A 24,470-nucleotide genomic window follows, 5' to 3' on the forward strand; every position below is an offset into this window, starting at 1 on the left:
TCCTCCTTTTTTCTTACCTTGTTTTAATGCCGTCCCTACGCAGCGTGGTCAGGTCATCCTTCATGTCACGCATATCCTTGCGCATCAGTTTCAGCGTCTCGCTGCACTCGCCCGTGTTCGTATCTATTCGTTTCAGGTGTCCCAGAGCCGTTTGCATGCATCCCGCCACATTCTCCACGTTCGTGTCTATGTTCGTCTCGTGCACCAGCATCGCCGTGTACAGACCCTCCAGCTTCGTTATGCTCTCCTGCGAGGCCGTCGTGTATGCACCGCTCTTTCCCGTCTGCGTCGTGCTGTCCCCCTGCCACAAGTCCAACCCCTTCTCCTTCGCCATCTGACGATACTTCTCCAGCAGCGCGTTGAAGGTTCCCTGCTGGCTCAGAGCATTGTCCGTCATGTCGTCCAGAATCCGCACATAGTTGCCAAACTTCTCCTCGTCTGTCAGGTCCTCGCGCTTCATCACGTCCAGCATCTCCTCCTGAGCCTTCTCCAGCAGTGGGGCTATAGTCACCGTATATATCATCTGCTCCGCCAGCTTCTCCAGCATACCCGTCAGCGAGTCCGCAAAAGCCTTCCCCGCATCAGTACCGTTCTTGAAGGCATCCACCAGAGCGTCCGTCAGCGTCTGACCAAGGTCGCCGAACACACCCTCAAAGTAGTCCTTCACAGACTCCCAAGCCTCCTCAGCCTGGTCATATAGGTCTATGATATACTGCAGGGCCTCCTTGTCATTCTTCGCAAATTCACGGCTGTTCATGATGCTTTCAGCCAGCTCGCGGTTAAAGTTCCCCGCACTGTCTATCAGCTCAGGATAAACGTCCAGTATGCTGCTGTACGTATCCTTGCCCTTGCCCCAGCCGAACAGACCCGTCTTCTTATGGCCCGTCTTTATCTCAATGTCAGCCAGTCCCGAGTAAGCATCCTTCAGCTCCGAGTAGCCCTTGTTCACAATCTTGTTCCAGAAGGCATTCCCAGTATCAAGGTATCCGAACTTCTTCTGCTGCTCAGCCGTGCCCGCAATCTCCGCCTTCAGACCAGCGTAGGCATCCTTCATCACCCTCACAGCGTTCGCAGCCTTCCCGTAAGTGTCCGTGCCGAATATCGTCTGAGCCTTCTCCAGCTCCAGGTTCTGCTCCATCAGCAGCATGTTATACTCACGCTGCTGAGCCGTCACCTCCTCCATGATCTTCTCCAAAGCAGCCTTATGACGAGCACTCGCCTGAAAAGCCTTCGTCACCCAGCCGATAGCCTCGCCCGCGGCAGCAGCTATGCCGCCAACGACGCCGCCCTCAGCAAAGCCACGGCCTATGTTGCTCACACTCGTCATCACACCCTGCACAGCATCCATTGCCTCAGCCATGCCATCGTTACCCGCCGCCTCAAACATCTCGCTCAACCTCCCGGCCAGGTCGCCCACCATCTCAGCAGAAGCTGCAGCAGACTCACCAAGGCGCTTCAGCTTGGCCTCAAGGCCCTTCTCCTCACCATCCTCGCCGTGCTTGAACAGCTCCCCAACCGCATCTGCCAAAGCCCTGAACGGATTCTTACCGAGCACCTCCTTCTTCAGCTTCTCATACTGCTCCGTCAGAGCCTTCAGCTTCTCAGGACTCTTCTCCAGAGCCTTCAGCTCAGCCGGCGAAAAACCAAGCCCCGCCATATCCTTCTGCGTGATCCTCCGCTCCGTCTTTCCGTTCCCGTCCTTTATCACAGCCGTGCCCTCAGCGTCCTTTGTCCCACGCAGATAGTCCATCAGCACCTTTATACGGTCTATTATCTTCTGCACCTCAGCCACACTCTTCTCCGAAGTGTCAGCAAACAAGTCCACAAGCACCTTGTTCTCCTTGCCAAGCTCCGTCAGCTGAGCCTCGTCCACAGACTTCAGCGCAGCACGCTCCTGCTTCGCCAGCTCTGCCAACGCACGATCCTTCACATCCTCCCCTATAGGACGCCCGTCTGAGTCCACAGCCTTCTCTATCTGAGCACGATCCTTAGCAAACTTCTCGCTGATGCTCTTGCGCTGCTCCTCGTAGTCTTGGTACTTGGCGAGCAAATTCTCGTACACCTTCGCTTGCTCTTTCAAGTCAGCCTCACCGCTCACCTTGTCCAGGTATCGGCGGCTCTTGTTTATCTGCACCTGCACATTGCTTCGCTCATCATCCACACCGATGATAGCGCCAAGCCAGTTCCTGCGCTCCTGCCAGCGTTTCAAGTCTTTCAGCAGCTCCTCAACACGCTCTCCTTCAATGTTCTCAGCGAGATGTCCGTCGTTATCACGCATATAGCGGTTCATCACAGAGCGGTCGCTGCTCAGCTTCCCGTCCTTCAGAATGTCGTCGTTCCAGTTTCGTAGCGCAAACTCAAGCATAGCCACCATGTCCTTCACGCTCTCATAGCTCTCTGTCATCGTTTTCAGAGTCTGAATAGGGTCGATGCCGTCGGCAAAGTCGTTCTCCTGCAGCCATTGGCGGTAGAAGTTCCAGTCGCTCGTGCCAAAGTATTGGCTCATCGCTTCTGAAGCCACAAGCTTTTCCGCCAGGTCATCAAGTGCATCGCTCATGTTTTCCAGCTCGTCTATAGGCCTCGAAAGGTCCAGTTTCGTCAGCGTGTCCATCATCTGGCTGAAGTCCAGCTCATTCAGGCTTTCCGTAGTGCGGTCTGTTGCAAGCCTTAGTGTTTCAAAGGCTTTCACGATGCGCACCTTGGCAGCATCTATCTTGGTGCTCTGTTTTGATAGGCGATCAGCATAATCGTCTATCGTTTTAAGGTCTTCTATCTTCACGCTCCCTCTCATAGCTTCACATATTTTGGGTTAGTTCTTGTTAGCTCTATAGCTGCTCGGTAGCAGTAAAGAGCGTTAGCATAAGTTTTCAGTTCCTTCCAGCGGCTGTAGCCATAACGCTTCACAAGAAGGCGTTTGCCGCTCGTTTTCAAAAGTGTCATGCCGTTCTTGCGGCAGTTTCTCTGAGAATATTTGTCCATAAGCCTTTATTTATAATTTATTTTTCGTACCTTTCGCCATTATTTATCATTAAGCATTTTTATAACTATGGATTACAAGGAACTTAAAGCTCTATTTACCCCCCCGATGCCCTTGGCTCTTCGAGGTTCGTCACAAGTACATCAACGAGAACGACATCTATGTCTTTGGTGATAGGCTCATACATCGGGTATATCTCGTTTGGCACATGATAGAGCGCCCTGGGCACTGGCGCGTCCTGTCCAACAAAGGCGATAATCTCACACTACCAGAGGATATCGACAAACTTTGGTAGCCTTTTTCTTGCACAGCTCGGTGTTTTTTCGTATCTTTGCAGTGTTCAAATTCAAAACATCGTGCATAGCACAAGCGACGCCAATCTAATGGCAAAATATAGACGCTAGCTGCGTCAGTTTTGACCTTAGCGGTGCGCCAACCCCGTTCTGTAGTTGTAATGGCTGCAGAAGGTTTGTTTTGAAACCTGAACAGCGGGAAGTGGCGCACCGCTTTCTTTTTGTGCCGCATGTTCAAATTCAAAACAATATGTCTAACAAACAGATTTTCGATTTTTCCTTCAACGGAAATCTCCTCTCCGTCCGTCAGCAGAAAGACGGGCTGGTCTTCAACGCAAAGCAGGTTTGCACCATCTTGGGGATGAAAAACACTGCAATGGCTCTTAAAGCGCTCGACGAGGACGAAAAGGGTATAAACAATGCTTACACCCTTGGAGGCAAGCAGAAGATGCTTTTCATCTCCGAGTCCGGACTCTATCATCTCATCTTCATCTCCCGCAAGCCGCAGGCTAAAGCCTTCCGCCGTTGGGTCACATCTGAGGTCTTGCCATCCATAAGGCGTAGCGGTGCCTATATCAAAAAGCCAGTTTCCCAAGACAAGGAGCTCTTTGCTGCTATGAAGCGTTTTATCGCTCCGGCTGATTATAGAGAGGTAGCAAAAGCTTTCGGGGTGTCCGTCGGCCACGTTCAGAATGTTGCTTCTGGCCATTCCCGTTCCTTCGCCATTTTTCAGCACCTTCGCGACATCGCCTTTTCCAATCGTCAGCAAGGCATAGTTTTCGAAGCTCCGCAGCGTGTATCCGCAGAGCAGTACAGGCAGCTTCTCATTCCGTTCGCACCCGATAACATGAAAGGGGGCGAAAAATGATAAAGCAAAAACAATTCGAAGCAACATTACAGCTGCTCGAAACTCTTGATTCAAACGAACTTCCATCGGCTTTAATCGATTCTATTCAACATTACACCGAAAGTCTATACAAAGGCAATTTTATAGTTTCAGATAGTGACAGTAATAACATTTATATCATGCTTTCTTTGCTTCGTGCCTTGCTTAAAGACTTGTGCGGTCTATCTTTATAACTCTTTTCATTACAGCCTCGCTTTACTTTGGTAGAGTGGGGCTTTTTCATTTCTTCAGTCTTGTTTGAAAACACTCCAGGATCTCCTGCGCGGTACGCTTCCCTTTCACTTTACGCGACGGCCCAGAATCTTCCTTGCCCTTCACCTTCACATAACGCGGAGCATCCGCAAGCATCAGCACCAGAGTCTCCCAGTTCACACCCCACAGCATATAGTCCACACTCCAGCCTGTCGCCTGAGCCACCTGCCAAAGCATACCGAAGAGGCTATGTGAACTCTCATACTTAGTTCTTAACTCCCCTTCCTTTAATGGCTCGCTATCGTCGGCTTCAGCGGATTCGTCGCCGCCGACAATGCGATAATACTCTCGAAACCCCGCGTGCCCAGCAGAAGCGTCCAGCGTCGGAAAGCAGCCTCAAGCCAAACGTCATCCACCCACCAGCGTAGCAACCAAGCCACCACGCCCGACAGCAGCAGACCGCTCCACTTCCCCCTGCATATCGTCAGCGCGACAATCCGGCTCACAGTGCGACCGTGCTCCCCAAGCCAAGCCAGACGCTCAGCCTCTGTCATCGCCTCCAGCTCCGCGTGAGTCACGTTCATGCCGGCAAACAGACGAGCTATACGTATCTGACCGCCAAGACGCGGACGGCCCATCCTGAAACGCAGACGTATCGCCTCCTTGCGCCACGGCAGCTTCAACTCCTTAAAAGGAACGGAGACACCAACGTCCAATAGTGCCTCCGCTGCCTCCTTCTCAATATTCATGCTCATAAGCCATCAACGCTTAGCCCGCCACATCCTCAATGCTGTAAGGCTCGCTACCGTCGTCCGGAATCATCACCTCAACCTCAACCTTCACCTTCGACACACTGTCCAAGTTCAGGTCGCCGTCAATGTAAGCCGACACAAAAGCCTTCTTGATCTTCACCTCGTGCGACGAGTCCGTCTGAATCGACAGCGGGCTCGTAATCTGAACAAGCTTCGATGGAGCCTTCCAGCCAGTAGCAGCAGAATCACCCGTCTTCACTACCTCACCGCCCATCAGGGCTGCCATGTTCTCGTAGTCCATCTGGATCAAGTCAAAGCTCGGGGCAATCGTGCCGTTCGACTTCGGAATCACAAGCACAGGGCCGCCATGCTTCTGGGCAGCGTTGATCTTCGTCACCTCGCCCTTCGCACCGTTCAGCTTGAAGCTGTTTTCCTCGATGTAGCCAAGCTTTTTTTCGCCTACCTTAACGACCGCCAGGCCGTACATAAAATCGTTCATAAATCTTCATTGTTAAAATTGTTATTACCGTGCAGACTATTCCGCCTGCAATAAATACACACCAGTCCACCCACCACAACCCTCGCTCTTTCGAACGTTCTTCAACCGCCGTTTGAGCACTGTCCTGAAGATGAGCGTTCTTCACGCTCAGGCGCTCGTTCTCCGCCTCATAATACGCACACAGACGCGCCAAACTGTCGCAGCCGCTCTCTATCACCAGGGTAGGAGGTTTGCCGCCCGTGTTCTGCTTCACACTCGCCTTCACGTGCGCACGGCCCGAGCTCGCAGCATAGCTCGCTCCTTCAGGCAGTCGCCACAGACCGGAGTCAAGCGCTATCTCCAGCAATGCCGTGTCCGCCTTCACCGGTGCCGTCCACCACGCCTTCATCACGCTCGTCGCGGCGCTTGCGCTGTCCTTTCGCACTGCGCTTGCCGACACTTTGTTTTCCGACCTCACCGTCTGTCTCGTCGAGCTGCAGCTCGCTGCTGACAGGACAAGCAGCCCTGTGAGGACATAGCTGAATAGCCTCAATGGCACGCGACAGACGGTTGACAGCACGTCGCGTGAGGTTGTTCTCAGCCACCAGTTTCTCTGTGATCTTTGTCGTCTCTTCATATTTCTTCTGCGTTTCAACAAGCAGCGTCGATACGTCTTCGTACATCACCTTGTAGGTGTCATGCACGCTCTTCGCCGTCTCGGCCTCCTTCACCTTGCGGTTCGCAACCCAAGCGATGGCGGCACCTATGCCGCCCGAGGGTATAGCCCACTGCAGGATTTGCATGATTACTGTGTCCGCCATCCTTGTTTTCTCTTTATTCGTTATTTACTCTGTTTTCACACTCTCCTTACTGCCTGATGCCGATGCTCTCCAACCATGCCTTCACGTCAAAACTCGGGCAGGCTTTAGTCACGCCTGGCAGGTCACGGTGACCCACAATCTTGATCTGTGGAAACCTTTCATGAAAGTTCCTCACGTAGTCAGTCATAGCCTTCAGCTGTGCCGCTGTGCGCGTGTCCTTAGCCGTCTTGCCGTCCTTTGCCAGACCGCCGGCATACACCACATGGCGGCTCACCGAGTTATAGCCCGCAGCACCGTTCGTCACCTCCCAGGGGTCCACCTCCGCATCCTCGTTGTTCTTCACCAGGCGCTCCACTGTTCCGTCCAGATGGAACAAATCGGTGTACCCCACCTGCTTCCAGCCCCTGCCGCCCTTCTTCACCGGGTCAGTGTGCCAGTGGCGTATCTCTTTAGAGCTTACCTCACGGCCTTCTGGCGTGGCTGTGCAGTGCAGCACCAGATATTTCATCCTTGCCATAGCCTAGCCGATGGGGTCAGCATACTCTGCCAAACCGCGTTCCACAACGTCATGGGCACGATCCAGCTCAAATTCAAGCACCTCACCTGCCTCGTGCACCACGCTCAGGTCTTCCTTGTCGCGAAACTTTGCCACGACCTTCACACTCACTGTCTTTTTCTCTGCCATAATCTTTTTTTTATTTTAGTTGTATTTGTTACCTGGGCGGAGGCGGTTCCACGCACTCCGCCGTTCCCAGTTTCTATCCCTCGGGCACGTAATTGAACTTCTTGGTCTTTCTCCAGTCCATCACCACAATCTCCTCGCCGAAGCCAACGTTCGTGTCGGCCTTCATCAGCAGCTTGAAGAAGTACAGCTCCGATGGGTTGCTCAGCTTGTCTATCTGGATCACGTTCTCGTCGTCCTGAAGGTTCACCGCAGCGAAGAAGTTGCCGTCCGCATCGGGCGAGCACAGCGTCGCCATGATGAGCGAGTCAGGCCAGGCGGCCACAGTCTCGATGGCGATGCCCTTGAAGCGCTTGCTGTTCACCTCGCTCTCGTTAGAGTTCTTGTGCTCGCGCTCTGTCAGTTCCTTGTCGTACTGGTCAAAATCGTCAACGCTCATCAGAATGCGCAGGTTCGGGTTCTCGCGCATCGCCTTGGGGATGGCGTTGCGCACAGCATACAAGCGGTCTATCATCGAGGTGGGGCCCTCAGGGTTCACCACAATTACATCGCTTGCCTTGGCTGCTTGCGTCAATATACCGTCCATCAGCTGGTCGTCGGTGCCGCCGCTCACATACTCGCCGTTCACAAACAGGTTGCCAAGCTCAAACTGCACCTGCTTCGACAGCGCCTCCAGAAGGGCGTTCTGGGCCTCGGGAGGAAGTTCCGCAAACACCAGGTTGCCCTTAGGCTGCCACTTTCTCCATATCTGCTCAAAAGCTCGTGGGTTAAACACCGTGAATGCCATAAAGTCGTGGGGCTCCAAGGTCTGCTCGCTGTAATTGAAGTCGCCCTGGGCATCGCTCTTCTGAGGGTCTTCCTTGCGCTTCTGCAGCATCTTGCCCGCCTTTAGGCGTGGCACGCTGATTTTCTTTTCCACACCGGGAATCACCATGATGAGTCCCTTGTCCACAAGCTCGTTGCCCGTGGTCGCAACGGTCAGGATGCGCTCCAGCACCTCGCCGTTGTAGTTCGTGTTCTTTACTACTATTGCCATTTGTTTTCCTTTTTATGGTTCTTCTGTCTCTCGTCCTTTACTGGAACTGGCGCTTCATGCGCGCTTCTCTGATCTGCTTCTGGCGCTGCTCCCATGGGCCGTCGCTCACGCCGGGCTGCACATGCAGGTCGTTCATCACCTTGCGCTTCGGGGTCAGTGCGGAAAGCACCTTCTTGCCCTCGGCCATGTTTCCCTTCAGAATGTTCTCGAAGGTCGGGCGGCTTTCAGCGTTGATGCGGCCGTCCTGCTCAGCTGCGTCCAACAGTTCCTTGCGCTCAGCCTCTGCGTCTGCCTCGGCTTTGTCCTCAAAGCCCTTCAGCTTCGTCTTCAGCGCTTTGTTCTCGTCCTCCAAGGTCTGTGCCTTGCCGGCAAGGGTCGCATAGTGCTGAGCCCTCGCCACCACTTCTTCATCACTCTTGCAGTCCTTAAACTGCGCCTGTTTCTTCAGTTCTTCTAATGTCATATCGTTCGCTTTTTGTGGCTCGTTCCTGAGCCGGTTGTTGAATGTTGTGTATATCTCCTCTGGAGTGCTGTCCTCAGCCACGGGGTCCGCATCATAAATGCCGTCTATCAGACCCATCTGCAGGGCCTCCTGCGCCGTCAGCCAGTGGTCTGTCCCGTCAAAGTATTGGGCTTTCACTTCTTCTTTGCTCATGCCCATGCGTTGGGCGTACATCTCGCCCAGACTGTCCTCCAGGCTCTCTATCTCCGCGATGCACTTCGCCATCTCTTGCTTGTTGCCGTAGCAGCCACCGCTCACGCTGTGAAGCATCAGACGCGCATACCGGCTCATCTCCACTGGCTTGCCGCACAGCGCTATCACGCTCGCCATGCTCGCCGCCACACCGTCCACGTAAAGACGTATGTCTGCATTGCTCTGGCGGATGGCGTTGTAGATGGCTATACCGCTGAACACGTCGCCGCCGTTCGAGTTGATGCGGATGTCTATACGCTCACTCTCCTCGGCGCAGGCTGCCAGCTCGGCGGCTATCTGCCCGCTCGCCACCTCGTAGCCGATGTCGCCATACATGTAGATGGTGCTCACGCTCGCCGCTTTCTTGATATTGAAATATTTGCTCATTGTCTCCTTCTTTGTCGGGCAGTTTGCCCATGTTGCGGTTGCAAAGTTAATGGCTTTCCAACCTCATTCCATACCCCCTGTTTTATCATGAAACGTTATGCCGGCATCATAACGCCGCAACTTGTCATCATGCTTTTCACTCGCTCGGATTCACTCCTTTTCACGGTAATTTTGCACTGCATTTATTCACATTATAAACAGATTTTTCAATGGCAGATTTAACCAATACACAGAAAAAAGAGTGGGCTCGCACGCTTTATCTCCGAGAAAACCTCACACAGCAGGAGATTGCCGACCGTGTGGGAGTGTCACGCGTCACAGTCTCAAACTGGTGCCGCGGCGGCAAATGGGAGGAACAGAAGGTCGGACTCACGCTCACACGACGTGAGCAGGTACAAAGCCTCTATCGTCAGGTAGCCGAAGTCAACAACGCAATACAGCTCAAACCAGAGGGACAACGATACCCTGATGCTAAGCAGGCTGACACTATCGTGAAGCTCACATCCGCAATACGAAACATGGAGCAAGAGGTGGGCATCGCCGACCGCATCGCTGTGCTCACTGATGTCATCGAGTGGATGCGACCATCCGACCTCGACAAGGCAAAGGAGCTAACCTCGCTTTTCGACGCTTACATCAAGGACAAACTCTAACAGCGTATGAAACAGACTGACCGTATAGCACTACAAAACTGGGAAAAGTTCAAGGACAACATCGCGCGCGCAACGCCCGTCGATCGCTCCATGTCACAGGCCGAAATACAGAAGCACCGTGCATGGCTTGAAGCACGCCCGCTCGAATGGATAAAATTCTTTTTCCCGAACTTCGCACAGTATGAGTTCGCACCTTTTCAGAAAAGGGCCATACGACGCATTCTCTCCAATCCCGAGTGGTTCGAGGTAATCTCATGGAGCCGAGAGCTCGCCAAGTCCACTTGTGCCATGTTCTGCATCATGTACCTCACACTCACAGGGCTTAAACGAAATGTCATACTCACATCCAATTCATTCGACAATGCCGTCCGCCTGCTCGACCCGTTCCGGGCCAACCTCGAGGCCAACGGGCGCATCATCGCCTACTACGGAAAGCAGCAGTCGCTCGGCTCATGGACGGAGGACGAGTTCATCACCAAGCAGGGCGTGGCATTCCGGGCACTCGGTGCAGGACAGTCGCCACGTGGCTCCCGAAAGGATGCCGTACGCCCGGATGTGTTGATTGTCGATGACTTCGACACAGACCAGGACACGCTCAATCCCGACATCATACAGAAACGATGGGACTGGTGGGAGAAGGCGCTTTACCCAACGCGCTCTGTCTCTGAGCCTACACTGGTGCTCTTCTGCGGCAACATCATCGCCAAGGACTGCTGTGTCGTCCGCGCAGGAGCAATGGCCGACCATTGGGACATCGTTAATATCCGCGACAAGGACGGACACTCCACATGGCCCGAGAAAAACTCTGAGGAGCACATCGACCGTGTTCTCGCCAAGATTTCCAAGAAGTCAGCGCAGGGCGAGTACTTCAACAACCCCATCTCAGAGGGCGAGATATTCTCCGAGATGGCTTTCGGAAAGGTGCCGCCGCTCTCCAAGTTCAAGTTCCTCGTGGCTTACGGCGACCCCGCTCCGGGCGAAGGCAAGGGCAAAAAAGGCAAGTCGTTCAAGACGGTCTCACTCCTCGGCAAGCTCTCCGGCAAGCTGTACGTCATAAAGACGTTTTTGGCTCAGGCGCTCAATGCCGAGTTCATCGACTGGTATGTGCAGCTGCTCGCATTTGTCGGAGGTCGTGCTCCGGTCTATTGCTACATGGAGAACAACAAACTTCAGGACCCGTTCTTTCAGCAGGTATTTAAGCCGCTCGTCGCCAAGGTGCGACGCGAGCAGGGCGTACAGCTCTACATTCGAGGAGACGAGGAGAAGAAAACCGACAAGGCAACACGCATCGAGGCCAATCTGGAGCCCATGAATCGTGCCGGCAATCTCATACTCAACGAGGCGGAACGCGACAATCCACACATGAAGGAACTCCTCGACCAGTTCACGCTCTTCACTCTCTCCCTACGCTATCCGGCCGACGGTCCTGATGCCGTTGAGGGCGGCAATCGCATCATCGACGAAATTCAGCACAGGGCAGAACCACCGGTCACACGCTCGCGTGCCGACATACGCACACGCAACAAACGAAGATTATAAATTCTAAACAATGTATATATGAGCCAATTCGTACAACTTTCCGACTACGATGCCTCCATTCACCGAGAGATTCTCGATGCGCTCACCAGAGCCGACGAATCGGTCATCGAGATTTGTGAGGATCGGGCCATCGCCGAAATGAGGTGCTATCTCTCCAAACGATACGACTGCGACAGTATCTTCGCGGCCACTGGGGCCGATCGACTCCAGCTCGTACTCATGATGGTCATAGACATCGCCGTATACCACATCTTCTGTATTCACAACCCGCAGAAACTCTCACAGTTGCGCAAGGACCGCTACGACCGGGCAGTCGAGTGGATGAAGGCGGTCGCCGCAGAGGACATCTCCATCCAGGGGGCACCGCTACTGCCCGAGGAGGTGCGTGCTGCACATGCGCCATTCCGCTTGAAAAGCAACCCCAAACGGGTCAATCACTGGTAACTGACAATTAAAAATTCTGATTATGACAAAACGAAAGTATAGCAAAGCCCCAAAGGGCAAAATCACCATTGGCGGAAACATTCCGCAGCAGGGACAGCAGCGCCCCAATGTCATTGTGCTCACGCAGCCAAAGCGCTTCGGCATCGACATAGCCGACTTCACTTCGGCTGTCCGGGCGGCAGAGGATGTCGATTTCTCGCGACGATACAAACTCTACGACCTTTACTCTGACATACTCATGGACACACACCTCTCCTGCGTCATCGAGAAGCGACGCAATGCCGTACTATGTGCCGACATCGAGTTCTGGAGAGACGGCAAGCCCGACGAGGCGGTCAACGAGCAGATTAAGTCACCATGGTTCTCACGACTCGTCACCGACATTATAGATGCCAAGATGTGGGGCTTTTCCCTCTGCCAGTTCTATCGCCAGGGCGAATGGGTCGATTACGACCTCATCCCAAGAAAGCACGCCGACCCTGTGCGCCGACTCATACTGCGACACCAGACCGACATCACCGGCACCTCATGGGACGAATACCCCGACCTGCTTTTCATCGGATCGCCTTCTGACCTCGGACTCCTCGCCAAGGCTGCACCATGGGTCATATACAAGCGCAACACCACGGGCGACTGGTCACAGTTCTCCGAGGTCTTTGGCATGCCCATTCAGGAGTACACTTACGAGACCGATGACGAGGACTCACGACAGCGAGCCATCGACGATGCATACAATGCCGGCTCGCTCGCAGTTTTCGTGCATGGCAAGGACACCACGCTAAACCTCGTTGAGGCGGGCAACAAGACGGGGTCGGCAGATGTCTACGAGAGATTCTGCGAGCGCTGCAACAACGAGATTTCAAAGCTCATACTCGGAAACACGCTCACCACCGAGTCCTCAGAAAACGGAACGCAGGCGCTCGGCACGGTACATAAGAAGGTGGAGGACCGAGTGGCGCAGGCCGACCGACGATACATCCTCGATGTGCTCAATTACGACATGACGGACATATTCCAGCGCATGGGCATCAACACCTTTGGCGGAGAGTTCTGTTTCCCCGAGCAGAAGGACATCGACCCTTCCACAAAGATGAACATACTCACGCAGCTGCGCACCAACTTTCAGCTGCCTGTCTCCGACGACTATCTCTATGAGGAGTTCGGTGTCGAAAAACCTGCCGATTACGACAAACTGAAAGCCGAACAGCAACAAAAAAAGGAGGCGCTTGCCTCCATTGCCAATCAGCAGTTGCCTGCCGATGATGATGACGAACCCGAAAACAGCGACGACAAAAAGAACTCCGAACCGTCGCCCAAACAAAAAAAGTCTTTCAAAAACTGGCTGCGCTCTTTTTTCGCAAAAGCCCCGCAACCGGGCGGGGCGGATTTAGAGTGGTAGTCAACAATCTCTACCAGGTCAAGGCCGATGATGTGGCTGCGTCCATGGAATTCTCAGACGACTTCATCGCGCAGATTCTCCACGACATTTACCGTCGGGGCAAGGCGCAGTCTCCCACCGACCTTTCGCCCGAACTGTTCCGTGCCATCCTACGCAGTTTCAATCAGGCTACAGCCCAGGGCATGGCTGCAGCCGATGTACCCGACCTGGATGACGACTTCCGACAGGCGCTCCGCCATTCCAACGAGGTCTTCTCTGCCTTCAAGGTCCACCGTATGCAGTCTGATATGGCAAGACTTCTCACCGATTCAAACGGCGATTTAAAGCCGTTCAATCAGTGGGCAAACGATGTTCTGCCCATCGCCTCGCATCAGTGTGGGGCATGGCTGCGCACCGAATACGACACGGCGGTTATTCGGGCACACCAGGCAGCCGACTGGCAACAGTTCCTACGGGAGGCAGACGTACTGCCCAACCTCAAATGGATACCATCCACATCGCCCAATCCGGGCGCCGACCATCAGCTCTTTTGGAACACGGTCCGACCCATCAACGACCCGTTCTGGAACGAACACCGACCGGGCGACCGATGGAACTGCAAATGCTCGCTTACATCCACCGACGAACCATGTACAGCCACGCCACTAAACGACGCGCTGAGCAATCCGCAACCAGGACTCGATTCCAATTCAGGAACTGACGGGGCTGTGTTCGCACAGTCGCATCCGTATTTCCCCAAGTCATGCAGCTCATGCAGTTTCTATAAACCGGGCTTCAGGGACAAGCTGAGCCATTTGTTCAACAACAAGGCTAAAGACTGCTACAACTGCCCGTACATCAACAACTGTTTAGACTCGTTATGCAAATCAGATAAGCCAGATAAGGAGAAATTAAAAGCTAATAGGGTTGAATACAAACGCTTGCTTCACGACCCAGAATACAAAGATGTTGTTTTCGACAAACGTACTGGTGGACTCAAAGCCGCACATATTGGTCATATAACTCATGAGGGCGAACACGCACAAAGGTTCTTTGGCGGACTTACTTCTTCCGACCTGGAAAATGAATGTCAAAATCAACTGTTCTCAATGGGACACAAAGCTATCTTCTGTAATGAGACAAAAAAGAAAAATGGACAGCAATTAGCGGCTCTCGATATGGTTATGGATGACAAATATATGGACATACGCTCGGTTACTGGACGTGGATGGTACTCAAATATATTTGTTAAAAAGAATGATCAGTTACGCCGATACAACAGCAGAAGCGACGTCGAGGAGAAAGCGGATGCTCTTTGTCTGTATTTCCATGATCCAAACCTGTTTGATGAGACAAAAATGAAAAAATCCATCAACTATTTCAAGTTCTATCGGAATTTTGACGGGAATCTGCTTGATAAGGATTTGAAGCATATCTATTGTGTCATAAAGGGTAGAAACGAGTTGCTTCACTATGAAATATGAAAAAAGCCGGGTCTCTCAAGGAACACCCCGGCGCTGGATGCGTGCCGAAACACACATAACTTATTTCTAAGTCACCGCAAAGATAACAATAATAATTTAATAAACAAGCGTTATGAACAAATTTTTCTCTTTTTTCGCAGCGTCAAACCGATACAAGCATCTCATCGGCGGCTTCATCGTCGCCACACTTGCCGGTTCTTTCTATGCTGCCATATATGCCGCAGCCGTCGCTGCATCGTGCCTTGAGCTAAAAGACCGCCTAAATGGCAACCTCTGGGACTGGACAGACTGGCTCTGCACCGTTCTCGGCGGCAGCATCGCAGCACTCATGTTTTACGTCTTATTCCCAATGGTATGGAACTAAAGGATTTCTCAAAACAACTAAAATCGCATAGCAAGCAAATCGACCATCTTATGCGTAGGCGCTTGCCCGTCATTGCAGGGCGCATGGCAAAGGACTTCTTTCAGAACAGTTTCCGCATCAGTGCCTTTGTCAATGGTGGGGTGCACCATTGGCAAACTACCGGGAGACAGCTCGCAGGGGGCAAGACGGCAGCGTCGCGCTATGGACCGCTCCTTTCCTCACGCAACCATCTGTTCGCATCCATAAAGTATACGCCGTCAGACTATCGCGTTAGGGTGGCAAACGACCTGCTATATGCTCCCATACACAACTGGGGAGGAACACTCCACCCCTCTGTCACACCTAAGATGCGACGCTTTGCATGGGCCATGTTCTATCGCGAGGCGGGCATCAAGCGAAACGCCTCCAAGAAAAGCAAAAAGAAGCGTACCGACGAGGCTGCTGCAAATCCACGTGCACAGAAGTGGCGTGCCCTCGCTCTCACAAAAAAGAAGAAACTCTCCGTACATATCCCACAGCGACAGTTCCTCGGAGATAGCCGCGAGCTGCAGGACATGATACACGAACGCACAAAACAGGAAATTATCAAGATATTAAACTCAGAAAAATAAAATCATTATGGAAGAATTGTTCAAACTCATTATCGAACTCATCACTAACAAAATGACCGGTCTCTCACTCGTTGACGAAGACTGTGGTCAGTTGGAGGCTGGCATTGAGGAAGATGCCTACCCGGTCACCTTTCCGTGCGTCCTCATAGGCAATCTCGAAGCCGATTGGACTAATGTCGGCATGGGAGCCCAGAAGGGGCAGGTGCAGTTCTCTGTACGTCTCGCCGTCGATTGCTATGACGACACGCACTACGGATCGGGAACCGAGTCAAAGGTGGCAGAGCGTTTGCAAATGGCAAACAGCCTCTACACCGCATTGCAGTGTTTCCGCCCATTCGGATATATGTCGCCGATGATACGCACCAAGTCGCGTTTCTATTCTATGCCCGGTGGCATAAAGGTCTATGAGTACATCTTTTCGTTCACCATCCACGACGAGTCTGCTCTTCTCTCACAGCGTCGGGAATAGCTCCAGCTGGCTCGCGGTAAGCCGAGGAACTTTCACCTTCGGCAGGGGTTTCACGTTTACCATACTGCCCTCCCTGCATTTGCGTCTGATGATGCTCATGATGCGCTCTTCCGAAATAAAGAACTCACGTTCTGAAAGAAGCTTCAGGGCATCATCAAAACGTAGGCGCTGCACCTCCGTCCAGTAATAGTAACGGCGGTACAGAGCCTCGTCCCTCAGCTTTATCAGCTCTTTATTCCTTCCTTTTTTCATAGTCTGCAAAAATAAACATTTTCCCTTAAACCGCAAGCAAAAAGCCACCTAAATCGCTCATATTTAGGTGGCTTTATTCATCTTGCGCCCTCCAAAGGCTCAGAAAGGCTCAAAAAGACCCAGCACATCATCACAATCGGCAGAAGCTCGGCTCTATGCGGCTCCACACACCGTTCTCCGGATTGCGCTTAGAGAAGTAGTAGTTCGTCGCCGTGGCCTGCACCACATTGGCTTCCTTGAACAGACGCATGATTTCTGCATACTCCTCGTCAAAGCGGTCCTCCAGCTCATAAAGCTTCGAGATGCTCTTGTAGTCCAGGTCGCCCGTCTTGTTGCGCTCCAGAAGCGTCATCGCCATCTGATACATCGGGTCCTCCACGCCCTTCTCGCTCGCCTCCATGTAGCGTTTCAGGTAGTCTACAAGGCGCTCGGCTGCAAGGTCTGCACGCTCGTCAAAGCCCTTCACCTTGTTAAACTTCACCTCAAGTTTGAAGTCTCCGTCAGTGATCGTGTAGCTCTGCTGGCTCTCGTTCTTCACAGCGCCATACTCGCGCATGAGTTTCGTGAAAGCCGTCACCTCGTCGTCAAGCCATTTCTTGAAGCCCGAAACCTCGCTCTCCAAGTTCTCCACTCTGCCCAGAACGTCATGCATAAACTGCCCACGCAGCGCCTCGTAGCTCTCGCGCTTCGCCATGCGGTCGTTCTTGGCCTCGGTCTGCAGCCGTGCTAACAGTTCGGCACGCTGCTCCTTTGTCATACCCTTCAAGGGGTCCACTGTCTCGTTCTTTGTTTCCATTGTCTTTTCTTTTTATGGGTTCATTACTCGTTTTCTTTCTTCTTGCGGTTCATGGCACGCAGTTTCGTGTTCAGGTCTGACAGTTCCACGCTGTCCAGGAAGCGGAAAGCCTTGCCCGCTATCCGTTTGTCCTTGCAGAAGCGGTCCACGGCTTTCCAGTCTGCCGTGTTCACACCCCACAGCTGCATCTGGTGCAGCACGCCGCTACGCGCCTTGCGCTTCTCCTTCAGCTGGGCGGCACGCCGTTCGTCGTAGCCCGCCACACGTTCCATTTCCTTGCACATCAGTTCATACTCCGTCTGGGTCATCTGCCGCAGGTGCTCGGTTCTCTCGTTGGTAAACTGACGCACCAAGGTCTCCTTGTCTGCGCCGGGAAGCAGCTTCAGCAGCTTGTAGAACTTCCCGTAGTTATCGATGTGGTTCATGCTCTGCCTCCTTTTCTTTCCATTTCAGCCACGCCTCCCTCGCCACGGCAAGTGTCGTCGGCACGTCCCAGGTCAGCCCGTCGGCTGGCAGTATAGGCACGTTGTTGAAACACACGTACACCTCACCGCTGAACTCGCGAGCCTGAACTATCGCTTCGCTCTCTCTAACCAAAGCTGCTGCTTTCTTCGCAGCCTTTTTCTCGTTGCGGGCCTTGCGCTCTGCATTCAGCCACGCTTTCAACTCATCTAAAACTTTCATTGTGTCAATATTTATGGGTTCTTTGTTTGTCATTTTCTCGTTTGTTGGGTTTCCACTTGATGGTCACTTCGGCGTCCATCTTGCCGCTGCCCTCACATACGGGGCAAATCTTCCATTCGCTGTCGTTCGGGCTGCTCCGGTCACCAGCAAAGCCTCCGTTGCCATGACAGTATTCGCAAGTATATCCTCGGCTCTCGATCCGTTCTTCCTTGCTGCCGTAAACTGGTGGCGTCAGCCATATCATTCGATGCTTACTGCTCATTGTTTCTCGCGTTTATATGTTACTCTCTCATAAGTGTGCCACTGGATAATCCGTGTCGCAAACATCAGGTCGGTAGTTTCCAGCACCACACACCCTTTGTTCTTTTGGCTGCGGTGTGCCGTCAGGTCACATTGCCAGTTACCCTCCAGCCATTCGTCCATCACGCTCTCCGCCTGGCTCTTCTTCAGCAGGATATATATCGTGTCACCCTGCCGGTAGTCGTTCATGTCCTTACTCATTGCTTCTTGTCGTTATTGGTCCAATATTCTTCAGCTCGCTCCGCCCAGATGGTGTAGTAGCCCTTGTCCCCGAAATATCGCCCCTTCGATATGGCTCTATATCCCTCCACCCATATCTTCAGCGAGGCATCAAACATCACGCTCGACGCTGTACGCCCCTTCGGGCGTGTGCCCTCGGCCTGGCTGATGATGACGAGCAGCTTGTTGGGATGCCGAGCCTTGAAAGCCCGATAGTCCTCAAAGCTCATGCCCGTATATTGGTAGGAGTCTATCACCACCGTGTTGGGGCTTTTCCTTTTCGACAGCCGCTTGTCAAGGTCCTCCATGCTCTCGGCATCCAACAGCACCATTCGGCGTGCCACGTCCTGCATCCCGGCTCGTATAAAGGCATTCTTCATCGTCAGGCTCGAACCTTCCTCCAGACTGTCATAAGCCACTCTCCCGAATCGGCATAGTTCCTTGCACAGCTTCAGCACGAAACTCGTCTTGCCGCTTCCGCTTCGACCCCACACGAACCACACACCGTTCCGCTCAGGCTCGCCAAACGCCTCGCGCCACTCGTCGCTCAGTTTGTAGGTCTGCTTCTTCATCGCAAGCAGCTCGCTCACGCTTATCGCTCTTTTCATATCGTTTGAATGTTATTTGAACACCGTTCAAGCGTCCATCTGCTTCACTCTGTGTACACCTTTCTTCACCCTCCGCAGGTCGAAGTCATACTGCTCAGCGTCCTTCACCACCTCAGCTATCTTCTTGCGGTCGGTCAGTCCGTTCGCCACGCAGATCGCATAAACGTCGTTCGGACTTGTCTGCTCCAGCTCGAAGAACTTGCGTCCTATCCTGGAGTGTATCTCGTTATAGCCTTTCTTGTCATAACGCAGTCCCATCTTCATCCTGCGCTTGATATAAGAGGTCGAGAAAAACACGATGCCGCATTTGTCCTCAAGCCTGTTATACAGGTCTATGAAGTAGTGGAACACCCTTTCCGTCAGCTTGTCAGCTTCATCGAACAGCAGCACCGGGTGCGCCGTCTGTATCAGCGCGCCGATGATCGCGTCAAGCATGTCTCTTATCGTCATGCCGTCAGTCCTCAAGCCTATCTTCTTCGCAATGTCGCGGATAAAGTCGCTGCGCTTCATGTCTTCCGAGCACAGAACGTAGTAGGCACCGCTGTGCTCACGCTCGTAAAGCCGCGCTGCCGTGGTCTTGCCGCATCCGGCTTCGCCCACCACCCAGGTCACGTTCTTCCATTCCTGGGCGTCAGTCATCGCATAGGCCATCTCCTTTGCTGCCGTGGTCTCCACCATCTGCCAGGCACCTGGGGTGGCGGTTCCCACCTGAGAGGCTATCTTTCGCCACATGTCGTCGCTGATGTTCTCCCACTTGCCGCTCAGCACCGAGCTTACCGTGCCCGCACTCGTACCGTCCAGACTGGCTGCTGCCTTGTTTTGGCTCGGATATTTCATCACATAGAGGCGCAGGGCCTCGCGTATCTGTTCTTTCTGTTTCTCGTTCATATCGTTTGTTTTTATTGATTCTACAGTTTTGATGCTATCTTCTTCTCCATCGGAAGCGGTATTCTCGGCGTGTCGCCATCATCACCGCCCTCCATCACGTCCAGCCAGTCATCAAGGCTCAGCGATTTCGTGTGTCTTCCGAGCTGGTACTGCTCAGGCGGCTGCGAGTAACGCTCCATGCGGTGGTCTATCTGCCGCTGCACGGCTGCCGTCGTGCCCTTCAGCTTCGGACTGTGCAGACCCTGCTGCTCCGCGTCCGTGCCATGCTCGGCGGCTATCGTCCGGCCGGCTACCGTCCGCTCTATGCGGTCCTGAAGGTTGGCTTCCTGCTCCTGGCGGATAAACTTCGCATCGTCCGTCCCCTGCTGGTCTTGCAGGGCGCGGTGTATCAGTATGTAGGGTTCTGCCGTCCGCTCAAAGCGCAGCGAGCCGTCTGTTCCTTTTGTATAGAGTCTGATGCTTGCAAAGTCGTAAGGGTCGTAAGCCACGATGAAACGCTCGTAGGTGTGCTTCCTTCGCCACTCGTGGTCGGGTACGCCAGGCGATGAGCACACTTCGTACTGCCGCTTCTCGCCCTTCACCGTCACCTGCAGGCCCTGGTCCGTGAACGTCGCCATGCGTTTCGTAAACACCCAGAACATGTCCACCATGTCGTGCAGCGTCACTTCCTGGGTTTCCTCGTTCACGCTCTTCTCATACATGTCTATCCTACGCTCGCCGGTGGCAGGGTGCACACCCTCGTTCCATTCCTTACGGGCTGCGGCATAGGCATCTTTCAGCTCCTCCAGAGTGTACAGACTGTCCTTGTTGGCTTCGATAAACTCCACGTTCGGGCGGCTCGACGCCTTCTTCGCCGTCACGTTCTGACCCGTGAAACGCCAGTCCTTGTGCAGCACCTGAGCCTGAAACCGTCCGAACACGCTCTCTATCGTCTTCGACTCGCCGTTGTAGGGCTGTGTCGGTCTGTGTACGCGGCAGATCTTCCCGATAAAGCCGTCCGAGTCCAGCTTCTTGTGGCCGCCCTGGTTGTCATAAACAATCTCATAAGGCTTGTGTCCGCTCTTCTGGATTGCCATGCGGTAGGCGTGGTATTGGGCCTCATAGTCCTCTGTGTCGCTGATGCAGTAGCCCAGAAGCACCTCGCTCATTGCGTCGATCACTTCATACACCTGGGTCGTCCGCACCTTGCCCTGCTCGTCCCTATAGTAAAGGTTCAGCTTCGTGCCGTCACCATACCATAGCGTGTCCCTGCGTGTCGGAAGTGCCGTCTTGTGCTTTCTGCCGTAACGCTGACGGGCTGCCTGCTCGCCATATACGGCATCATACCATAAAGGCTCAACCGACGGGCTGTTCAGCCATTTCTTCATACCGCTTAGGCTTCTTATCGGCTTCCAGCCTCTTTCCTCGGCTATCTCGTTTGCCTTCTCAAACAGCTGCGCGTCGGTGTACACCGGCACCTTGCTGCGCTTCAAAGCCACAATCAGTTTCAGAAAGTCACCGGTTATCTTCAGTGCCGAAGAGTTGCCCAGCTTGCCGCTCACCACGCTCTGGTAGCCATCGGACTTCCAAGCCTTCAGTCGCGTCTTCAGTCGCGCCAATGTGCCAGGGAGCGTGTGGCCGTAGCTCTCGCGCATACGTTCCGAACTGTCAAGTATCAAGTCCCACGCACCCGACATCGGAGCATTCAGACTGCTGCGGATGGCCTGGCGTCTTGCCGCCATCTTCTCCAACTCGCCAAGCACCGAGGCGTTGATGGTATATTCCTCTATCATCTTCTCCGTCAGGTGGCGTTCCTGCCCGTCCTTGTCCATATAGGTGTAGGATTCGTAATACTCACGCGCCTTCGCATCTATCTTTATGCTTGCCTTCGTCATAGCCTCTCGCATCTTTTCTTCTGGGTCGCCGTATGTCGCCACAAACCGCCGTCTGTACTTCTCCGGAATACTGCTCCACACATACAGTGCCTGAGTCCCCTCGCCGCCGCCACGCCTCGCACAAGCAATGTTGCTCCTGCATACGTTCTGACGCAAGGTGCTCGCCTTCATCACCGGCTCAACACCACCGGTCAGCTCGGCAAACGTCACGCACAATATCTTGTTGTAGTACTCCATTTCCTTTTATCTTTGTTTTCCTTCTTGCGGTTCTCTCCTTACATAGTGGCGCAGCACATGGCTTCCACCTTCTCCTGCACGGTCTTGATGTCTGTCAGCAGGGCGTGCTCGATGCGTTCCACCACGTCGCCTTTCTCGTCCTTCAACTCCAGTACGCCCGTGTTCTTGTCGCCTTCCCACATCCAGCCGTTCTCGAAGTGCTGGCGCATCATGTTGTCTGCGTCATGCACCACCTCGCTCGCAGGAGCCGTAACAAGCTCAAAACCGCCACGCTGAATGGCAAGGCAGCGTATCTTCTTTGCCAGGTCGCTCTGACCCTTCACCGGGTGAAAGTTCAATGCGTAGCTCACCATCTCCTTCGTCACGCCGAAGGCCTTTGCCAAAAACTCCCGCTGGGAGCGGGTTACTGTTATCACTCTTTTCATTGTCCTCTGTTTTTAGTTCGTTATTACTTTTGTTCGTGGAGTGTAGGGGAGTCGAACCCCACATGGCTATCCAGCGCATGGCAAACCTGCCACTCCCGCGGTCTTTCCCGCCGTCATCCGAGGCCGCCCCTGCCGACTATCCAGTGCGGCGGCTGACTATCCAGTGCAGCCTTTGGGACTTCCGTGTTATCCTTCAATCTTCTTACCCTCGGCTATTACCGTCTGAACTGCACTGAAGAACTGTATCATCTTCTGTTTCGCCTTCAGCTCCAGTCCGTATGCCATGTTGCTCATCTTGCCTGTGCTCTGACGCTCTAAATCACCATACACCAGGTCGTCTGTCAGGTGTTCTATATTGTGGCGCAAAGACTCCTCAAGTGCCGCAAGACCAAGCTCCTTGGCCGTCTCATACACAGGCTCCAGTATCGCCTTTGCGGCCATTGCTTCATACAGATCGTCCGCATGCCAGCGGAAAAACTCTGCATAGTCATTCACCATGTCCTCTTTCCAACTTTCAATGTCACCCGTCAGGTGGTTCAACTTCTTGCGCATTCTGTTCATCGCCGCATTCAATGCAAATTCCTTATCGTTCATATTCTTTAATTGCTAAAATTTGTAATTCTCGGCCTTTTTCACTATCTTTGGCCGCGCGTTTAATCTTAAACACGCTGCAAAGATAGTGATTTCTCACGAATTACAAAAGAAAAATCGGGATTTATTTCGATTAAATTTAGAATTATGGCACATAACGGGACAATTCACGAAAGAATCAAGCACCTCGTTGATATTAAAGCAGGTGGAAAAAATACAGTATTCGCCCAGAAATTAGGCGTTAGTGAAGCTAATATAAGAGGTTATATAAAGGGAGTCATACCCAAAGCTGACGTTTTAGAAAAAATCGTGATTTCTTACGATGTAAACGCAATGTGGCTTCTCACTGGCTTAGGGAGTGACACCTTACCTAATTCTGAACCAGGAAATCCTATTCTTGCAACGACAGAGACAAGCATTGCCACATTCTTTGGTCAATTAGAACCATACATACAAAGCAAAGATGCTAAAATCATACAACAAGCAGAGGAAATTGGACGTCTCAAAGAAACCATAAAGCAACTGTCTATCGAAAAAGAAAAGCATGTATCGGATGCCGACACTTCAAATATTGCAAGTGCAGGGTAAACCCATTTCATGTTATCATAGGTGGTAAGCCGTAACACCATACGTATACCCCTCCAATGCCATTAGCCCCCCGTTTGGAGTGGTGCCCCATCTTTTGAGACACACACCACACGCATCACGCACACGCTCCACACCGCAAAACGTGTCGCGCACGCACATACATAGGTATAATAGGGTAGCAAAGCAGCCAAAACCCCAATAAACAGGGCGTTCCCGACATTCCGTAAAGGTTTATAACATGTCAAAACGTGGGATTATCCCCACCCACTAAACGCCCGAAAATGACATCAATCACAATTTATTCGGAGTTATATAGGGGGTCAATCACTTGTTTTCAATGTTAAAACTGTCACTCCAAATGTCACACCAAGTATAACATTTCGTTTTTCCTTGTCACACCAAACGTCACCCCAAGTGTCACCCCAAACCCGAAAAACGCCCATTTTCACCAATCTCAATAGCCTCCAAAACACAAAAACGGCTTGACCACTGTTCAAATCAGTGTTCAAGCCGTTCAAATGCCTTTATATCAACGTTTTAGCCGTTTAAGCCATCCTTATTCCTGCTCTTTGTCCGCTCTGGGTCCTCTTATCAACTCTCCCTGCCGGATCATCGCCTTTTTATTGAGTATTACGCCTCCGTCAGCCAGTCCGGCGTGTAGCAGCGAGCTTTTCTTTATACCCACCTCATCCTCTGTCAAAACCGTATAAATCGCCGATATTGAGCCGAAGTAGTAGTTCTTCCGCCCATGTATCAAAGTAAGCGTATCCGCGATGCTAGTATATACACGTCAAAAAAATATCGCTCAAGTTTTTATTCTTGAGCGATATTTTTTTGTTTCCATTTA

General features: G+C 52.8%; 31 protein-coding genes and 1 pseudogene. 10 read left to right on the forward strand and 22 right to left on the reverse strand.

The annotated features are described in order from the left end of the window. Positions 1–13: 13 nt before the first annotated feature. Positions 14–2,791, reverse strand: a complete 2,778-nt coding sequence (locus tag KTQ90_RS06020) for a hypothetical protein (RefSeq protein ID WP_217317603.1) — start codon at positions 2,789–2,791, stop codon at positions 14–16. Beyond that, positions 2,788–2,979: a hypothetical protein gene (locus tag KTQ90_RS06025; RefSeq protein WP_217317604.1), complete on the reverse strand. Its 192-nt coding sequence runs from the start codon at positions 2,977–2,979 to the stop codon at positions 2,788–2,790. The genes KTQ90_RS06020 and KTQ90_RS06025 overlap by 4 nt, the downstream gene beginning before the upstream one ends. A 472-nt stretch (positions 2,980–3,451) precedes the next feature. Here KTQ90_RS06025 and KTQ90_RS06030 point away from each other — a divergent pair, with 472 nt between their 5' ends. Continuing rightward, positions 3,452–4,138, forward strand: coding sequence for a BRO-N domain-containing protein (locus KTQ90_RS06030; protein ID WP_254359297.1), 687 nt, complete (start codon positions 3,452–3,454; stop codon positions 4,136–4,138). Between the two features lie 258 nt (positions 4,139–4,396). On the opposite strand, the gene KTQ90_RS06035 is transcribed toward KTQ90_RS06030, so the two are convergent. From KTQ90_RS06035 to KTQ90_RS06075, 8 genes and pseudogenes are all read right to left on the reverse strand, one after another. Continuing rightward, complete coding sequence (locus KTQ90_RS06035; RefSeq protein WP_071122759.1) at positions 4,397–4,606, reverse strand: hypothetical protein; 210 nt, start codon at positions 4,604–4,606, stop codon at positions 4,397–4,399. Between the two features lie 50 nt (positions 4,607–4,656). Beyond that, positions 4,657–5,124: a hypothetical protein gene (locus tag KTQ90_RS06040; protein WP_217317605.1), complete on the reverse strand. Its 468-nt coding sequence runs from the start codon at positions 5,122–5,124 to the stop codon at positions 4,657–4,659. Positions 5,125–5,137: 13 nt separating this feature from the next. Beyond that, positions 5,138–5,620, reverse strand: a complete 483-nt coding sequence (locus tag KTQ90_RS06045; RefSeq protein WP_217317606.1) for a hypothetical protein — start codon at positions 5,618–5,620, stop codon at positions 5,138–5,140. Positions 5,621–5,946: 326 nt separating this feature from the next. Continuing rightward, complete coding sequence (locus tag KTQ90_RS06055; RefSeq protein ID WP_254359299.1) at positions 5,947–6,420, reverse strand: hypothetical protein; 474 nt, start codon at positions 6,418–6,420, stop codon at positions 5,947–5,949. A gap of 46 nt (positions 6,421–6,466) precedes the next feature. Continuing rightward, on the reverse strand, positions 6,467–6,937 hold the full coding sequence (locus tag KTQ90_RS06060; protein WP_071122756.1) for an N-acetylmuramoyl-L-alanine amidase: 471 nt from the start codon (positions 6,935–6,937) through the stop codon (positions 6,467–6,469). A gap of 3 nt (positions 6,938–6,940) precedes the next feature. Continuing rightward, positions 6,941–7,105, reverse strand: a complete 165-nt coding sequence (locus tag KTQ90_RS06065) for a hypothetical protein (RefSeq protein WP_182435846.1) — start codon at positions 7,103–7,105, stop codon at positions 6,941–6,943. An 85-nt stretch (positions 7,106–7,190) separates the two neighbouring features. Next, positions 7,191–8,138, reverse strand: a pseudogene (locus KTQ90_RS06070) (hypothetical protein); the annotation flags it as partial. Positions 8,139–8,175: 37 nt separating this feature from the next. Next, complete coding sequence (locus KTQ90_RS06075; protein WP_217317608.1) at positions 8,176–9,219, reverse strand: head maturation protease, ClpP-related; 1,044 nt, start codon at positions 9,217–9,219, stop codon at positions 8,176–8,178. Positions 9,220–9,428: 209 nt separating this feature from the next. Between KTQ90_RS06075 and KTQ90_RS06080 the strand changes: the two genes are divergently transcribed. From KTQ90_RS06080 to KTQ90_RS06115, 8 genes are all read left to right on the forward strand, one after another. Next, complete coding sequence (locus KTQ90_RS06080; RefSeq protein ID WP_071122753.1) at positions 9,429–9,872, forward strand: helix-turn-helix domain-containing protein; 444 nt, start codon at positions 9,429–9,431, stop codon at positions 9,870–9,872. A 6-nt stretch (positions 9,873–9,878) separates the two neighbouring features. Next, the gene (locus tag KTQ90_RS06085) at positions 9,879–11,411 is read left to right on the forward strand and encodes a hypothetical protein (protein WP_071122752.1); all 1,533 of its coding nucleotides are present in this window, start codon (positions 9,879–9,881) and stop codon (positions 11,409–11,411) included. 18 nt (positions 11,412–11,429) lie between these two features. Then, positions 11,430–11,855 carry a phage protein Gp36 family protein gene (locus KTQ90_RS06090; protein WP_217317609.1) on the forward strand — a complete coding sequence of 142 codons (426 nt, stop codon included), beginning with the start codon at positions 11,430–11,432 and terminating at the stop codon, positions 11,853–11,855. 22 nt (positions 11,856–11,877) lie between these two features. Next, positions 11,878–13,254, forward strand: coding sequence for a phage portal protein family protein (locus KTQ90_RS06095; RefSeq protein WP_217317610.1), 1,377 nt, complete (start codon positions 11,878–11,880; stop codon positions 13,252–13,254). Continuing rightward, the gene (locus tag KTQ90_RS06100) at positions 13,248–14,717 is read left to right on the forward strand and encodes a phage head morphogenesis protein (RefSeq protein WP_369680848.1); all 1,470 of its coding nucleotides are present in this window, start codon (positions 13,248–13,250) and stop codon (positions 14,715–14,717) included. Before KTQ90_RS06095 ends, KTQ90_RS06100 begins: the two co-directional genes overlap by 7 nt. 112 nt (positions 14,718–14,829) lie before the next feature. Next, positions 14,830–15,081, forward strand: coding sequence for a hypothetical protein (locus KTQ90_RS06105; RefSeq protein WP_217317611.1), 252 nt, complete (start codon positions 14,830–14,832; stop codon positions 15,079–15,081). After that, the gene (locus tag KTQ90_RS06110) at positions 15,072–15,692 is read left to right on the forward strand and encodes a phage virion morphogenesis family protein (protein ID WP_217317612.1); all 621 of its coding nucleotides are present in this window, start codon (positions 15,072–15,074) and stop codon (positions 15,690–15,692) included. Before KTQ90_RS06105 ends, KTQ90_RS06110 begins: the two co-directional genes overlap by 10 nt. 7 nt (positions 15,693–15,699) lie before the next feature. Next, entirely contained in the window at positions 15,700–16,161 is a 462-nt protein-coding gene (locus KTQ90_RS06115; protein ID WP_071122747.1) for a hypothetical protein, read from the forward strand. Here the strand turns inward: KTQ90_RS06115 and KTQ90_RS06120 are convergent. The 11 genes from KTQ90_RS06120 to KTQ90_RS06170 all read right to left on the reverse strand — a co-directional run bounded on the left by KTQ90_RS06120 (position 16,144) and on the right by KTQ90_RS06170 (position 23,038). Further along, positions 16,144–16,413 carry a transposase gene (locus tag KTQ90_RS06120; RefSeq protein WP_217317613.1) on the reverse strand — a complete coding sequence of 90 codons (270 nt, stop codon included), beginning with the start codon at positions 16,411–16,413 and terminating at the stop codon, positions 16,144–16,146. The two genes, KTQ90_RS06115 and KTQ90_RS06120, sit on opposite strands and share 18 nt — an antisense overlap. A 130-nt stretch (positions 16,414–16,543) precedes the next feature. Next, positions 16,544–17,209: a DUF3164 family protein gene (locus KTQ90_RS06125; protein ID WP_217317614.1), complete on the reverse strand. Its 666-nt coding sequence runs from the start codon at positions 17,207–17,209 to the stop codon at positions 16,544–16,546. A gap of 23 nt (positions 17,210–17,232) precedes the next feature. Beyond that, complete coding sequence (locus tag KTQ90_RS06130; RefSeq protein WP_217317615.1) at positions 17,233–17,634, reverse strand: hypothetical protein; 402 nt, start codon at positions 17,632–17,634, stop codon at positions 17,233–17,235. Continuing rightward, positions 17,618–17,893 (reverse strand): hypothetical protein, encoded by a 276-nt coding sequence (locus KTQ90_RS06135; protein ID WP_217317616.1) that lies wholly within the window; start codon positions 17,891–17,893, stop codon positions 17,618–17,620. The genes KTQ90_RS06130 and KTQ90_RS06135 overlap by 17 nt, the downstream gene beginning before the upstream one ends. A gap of 4 nt (positions 17,894–17,897) precedes the next feature. Continuing rightward, positions 17,898–18,155, reverse strand: coding sequence for a hypothetical protein (locus tag KTQ90_RS06140; RefSeq protein WP_217317617.1), 258 nt, complete (start codon positions 18,153–18,155; stop codon positions 17,898–17,900). Next, the gene (locus KTQ90_RS06145) at positions 18,152–18,394 is read right to left on the reverse strand and encodes a hypothetical protein (RefSeq protein WP_217317618.1); all 243 of its coding nucleotides are present in this window, start codon (positions 18,392–18,394) and stop codon (positions 18,152–18,154) included. Before KTQ90_RS06145 ends, KTQ90_RS06140 begins: the two co-directional genes overlap by 4 nt. Then, positions 18,391–19,020, reverse strand: coding sequence for an ATP-dependent serine protease (locus KTQ90_RS06150; protein ID WP_217317619.1), 630 nt, complete (start codon positions 19,018–19,020; stop codon positions 18,391–18,393). The genes KTQ90_RS06145 and KTQ90_RS06150 overlap by 4 nt, the downstream gene beginning before the upstream one ends. A 27-nt stretch (positions 19,021–19,047) precedes the next feature. After that, complete coding sequence (locus tag KTQ90_RS06155; protein WP_217317620.1) at positions 19,048–19,908, reverse strand: AAA family ATPase; 861 nt, start codon at positions 19,906–19,908, stop codon at positions 19,048–19,050. A gap of 20 nt (positions 19,909–19,928) precedes the next feature. Then, the gene (locus KTQ90_RS06160; protein WP_254359301.1) at positions 19,929–22,019 is read right to left on the reverse strand and encodes a kinase; all 2,091 of its coding nucleotides are present in this window, start codon (positions 22,017–22,019) and stop codon (positions 19,929–19,931) included. 38 nt (positions 22,020–22,057) lie between these two features. Further along, entirely contained in the window at positions 22,058–22,444 is a 387-nt protein-coding gene (locus tag KTQ90_RS06165; protein ID WP_177900809.1) for a hypothetical protein, read from the reverse strand. Positions 22,445–22,630: 186 nt separating this feature from the next. Continuing rightward, a complete protein-coding gene (locus KTQ90_RS06170; RefSeq protein WP_217317621.1) occupies positions 22,631–23,038 on the reverse strand; it encodes a hypothetical protein in 408 nt (135 codons plus the stop codon). A gap of 144 nt (positions 23,039–23,182) precedes the next feature. On the opposite strand from KTQ90_RS06170, the gene KTQ90_RS06175 reads away from it, so the two are divergent. After that, the gene (locus tag KTQ90_RS06175; protein WP_217317622.1) at positions 23,183–23,623 is read left to right on the forward strand and encodes a hypothetical protein; all 441 of its coding nucleotides are present in this window, start codon (positions 23,183–23,185) and stop codon (positions 23,621–23,623) included. Positions 23,624–24,179: 556 nt separating this feature from the next. Here KTQ90_RS06175 and KTQ90_RS13715 read toward each other — a convergent pair. Next, complete coding sequence (locus KTQ90_RS13715) at positions 24,180–24,398, reverse strand: hypothetical protein (RefSeq protein WP_369680849.1); 219 nt, start codon at positions 24,396–24,398, stop codon at positions 24,180–24,182. Positions 24,399–24,470: the final 72 nt, after the last annotated feature.

The organism is Leyella stercorea (genome assembly GCF_019052365.1).
Taxonomy (GTDB): Bacteria; Bacteroidota; Bacteroidia; order Bacteroidales; family Bacteroidaceae; genus Prevotella.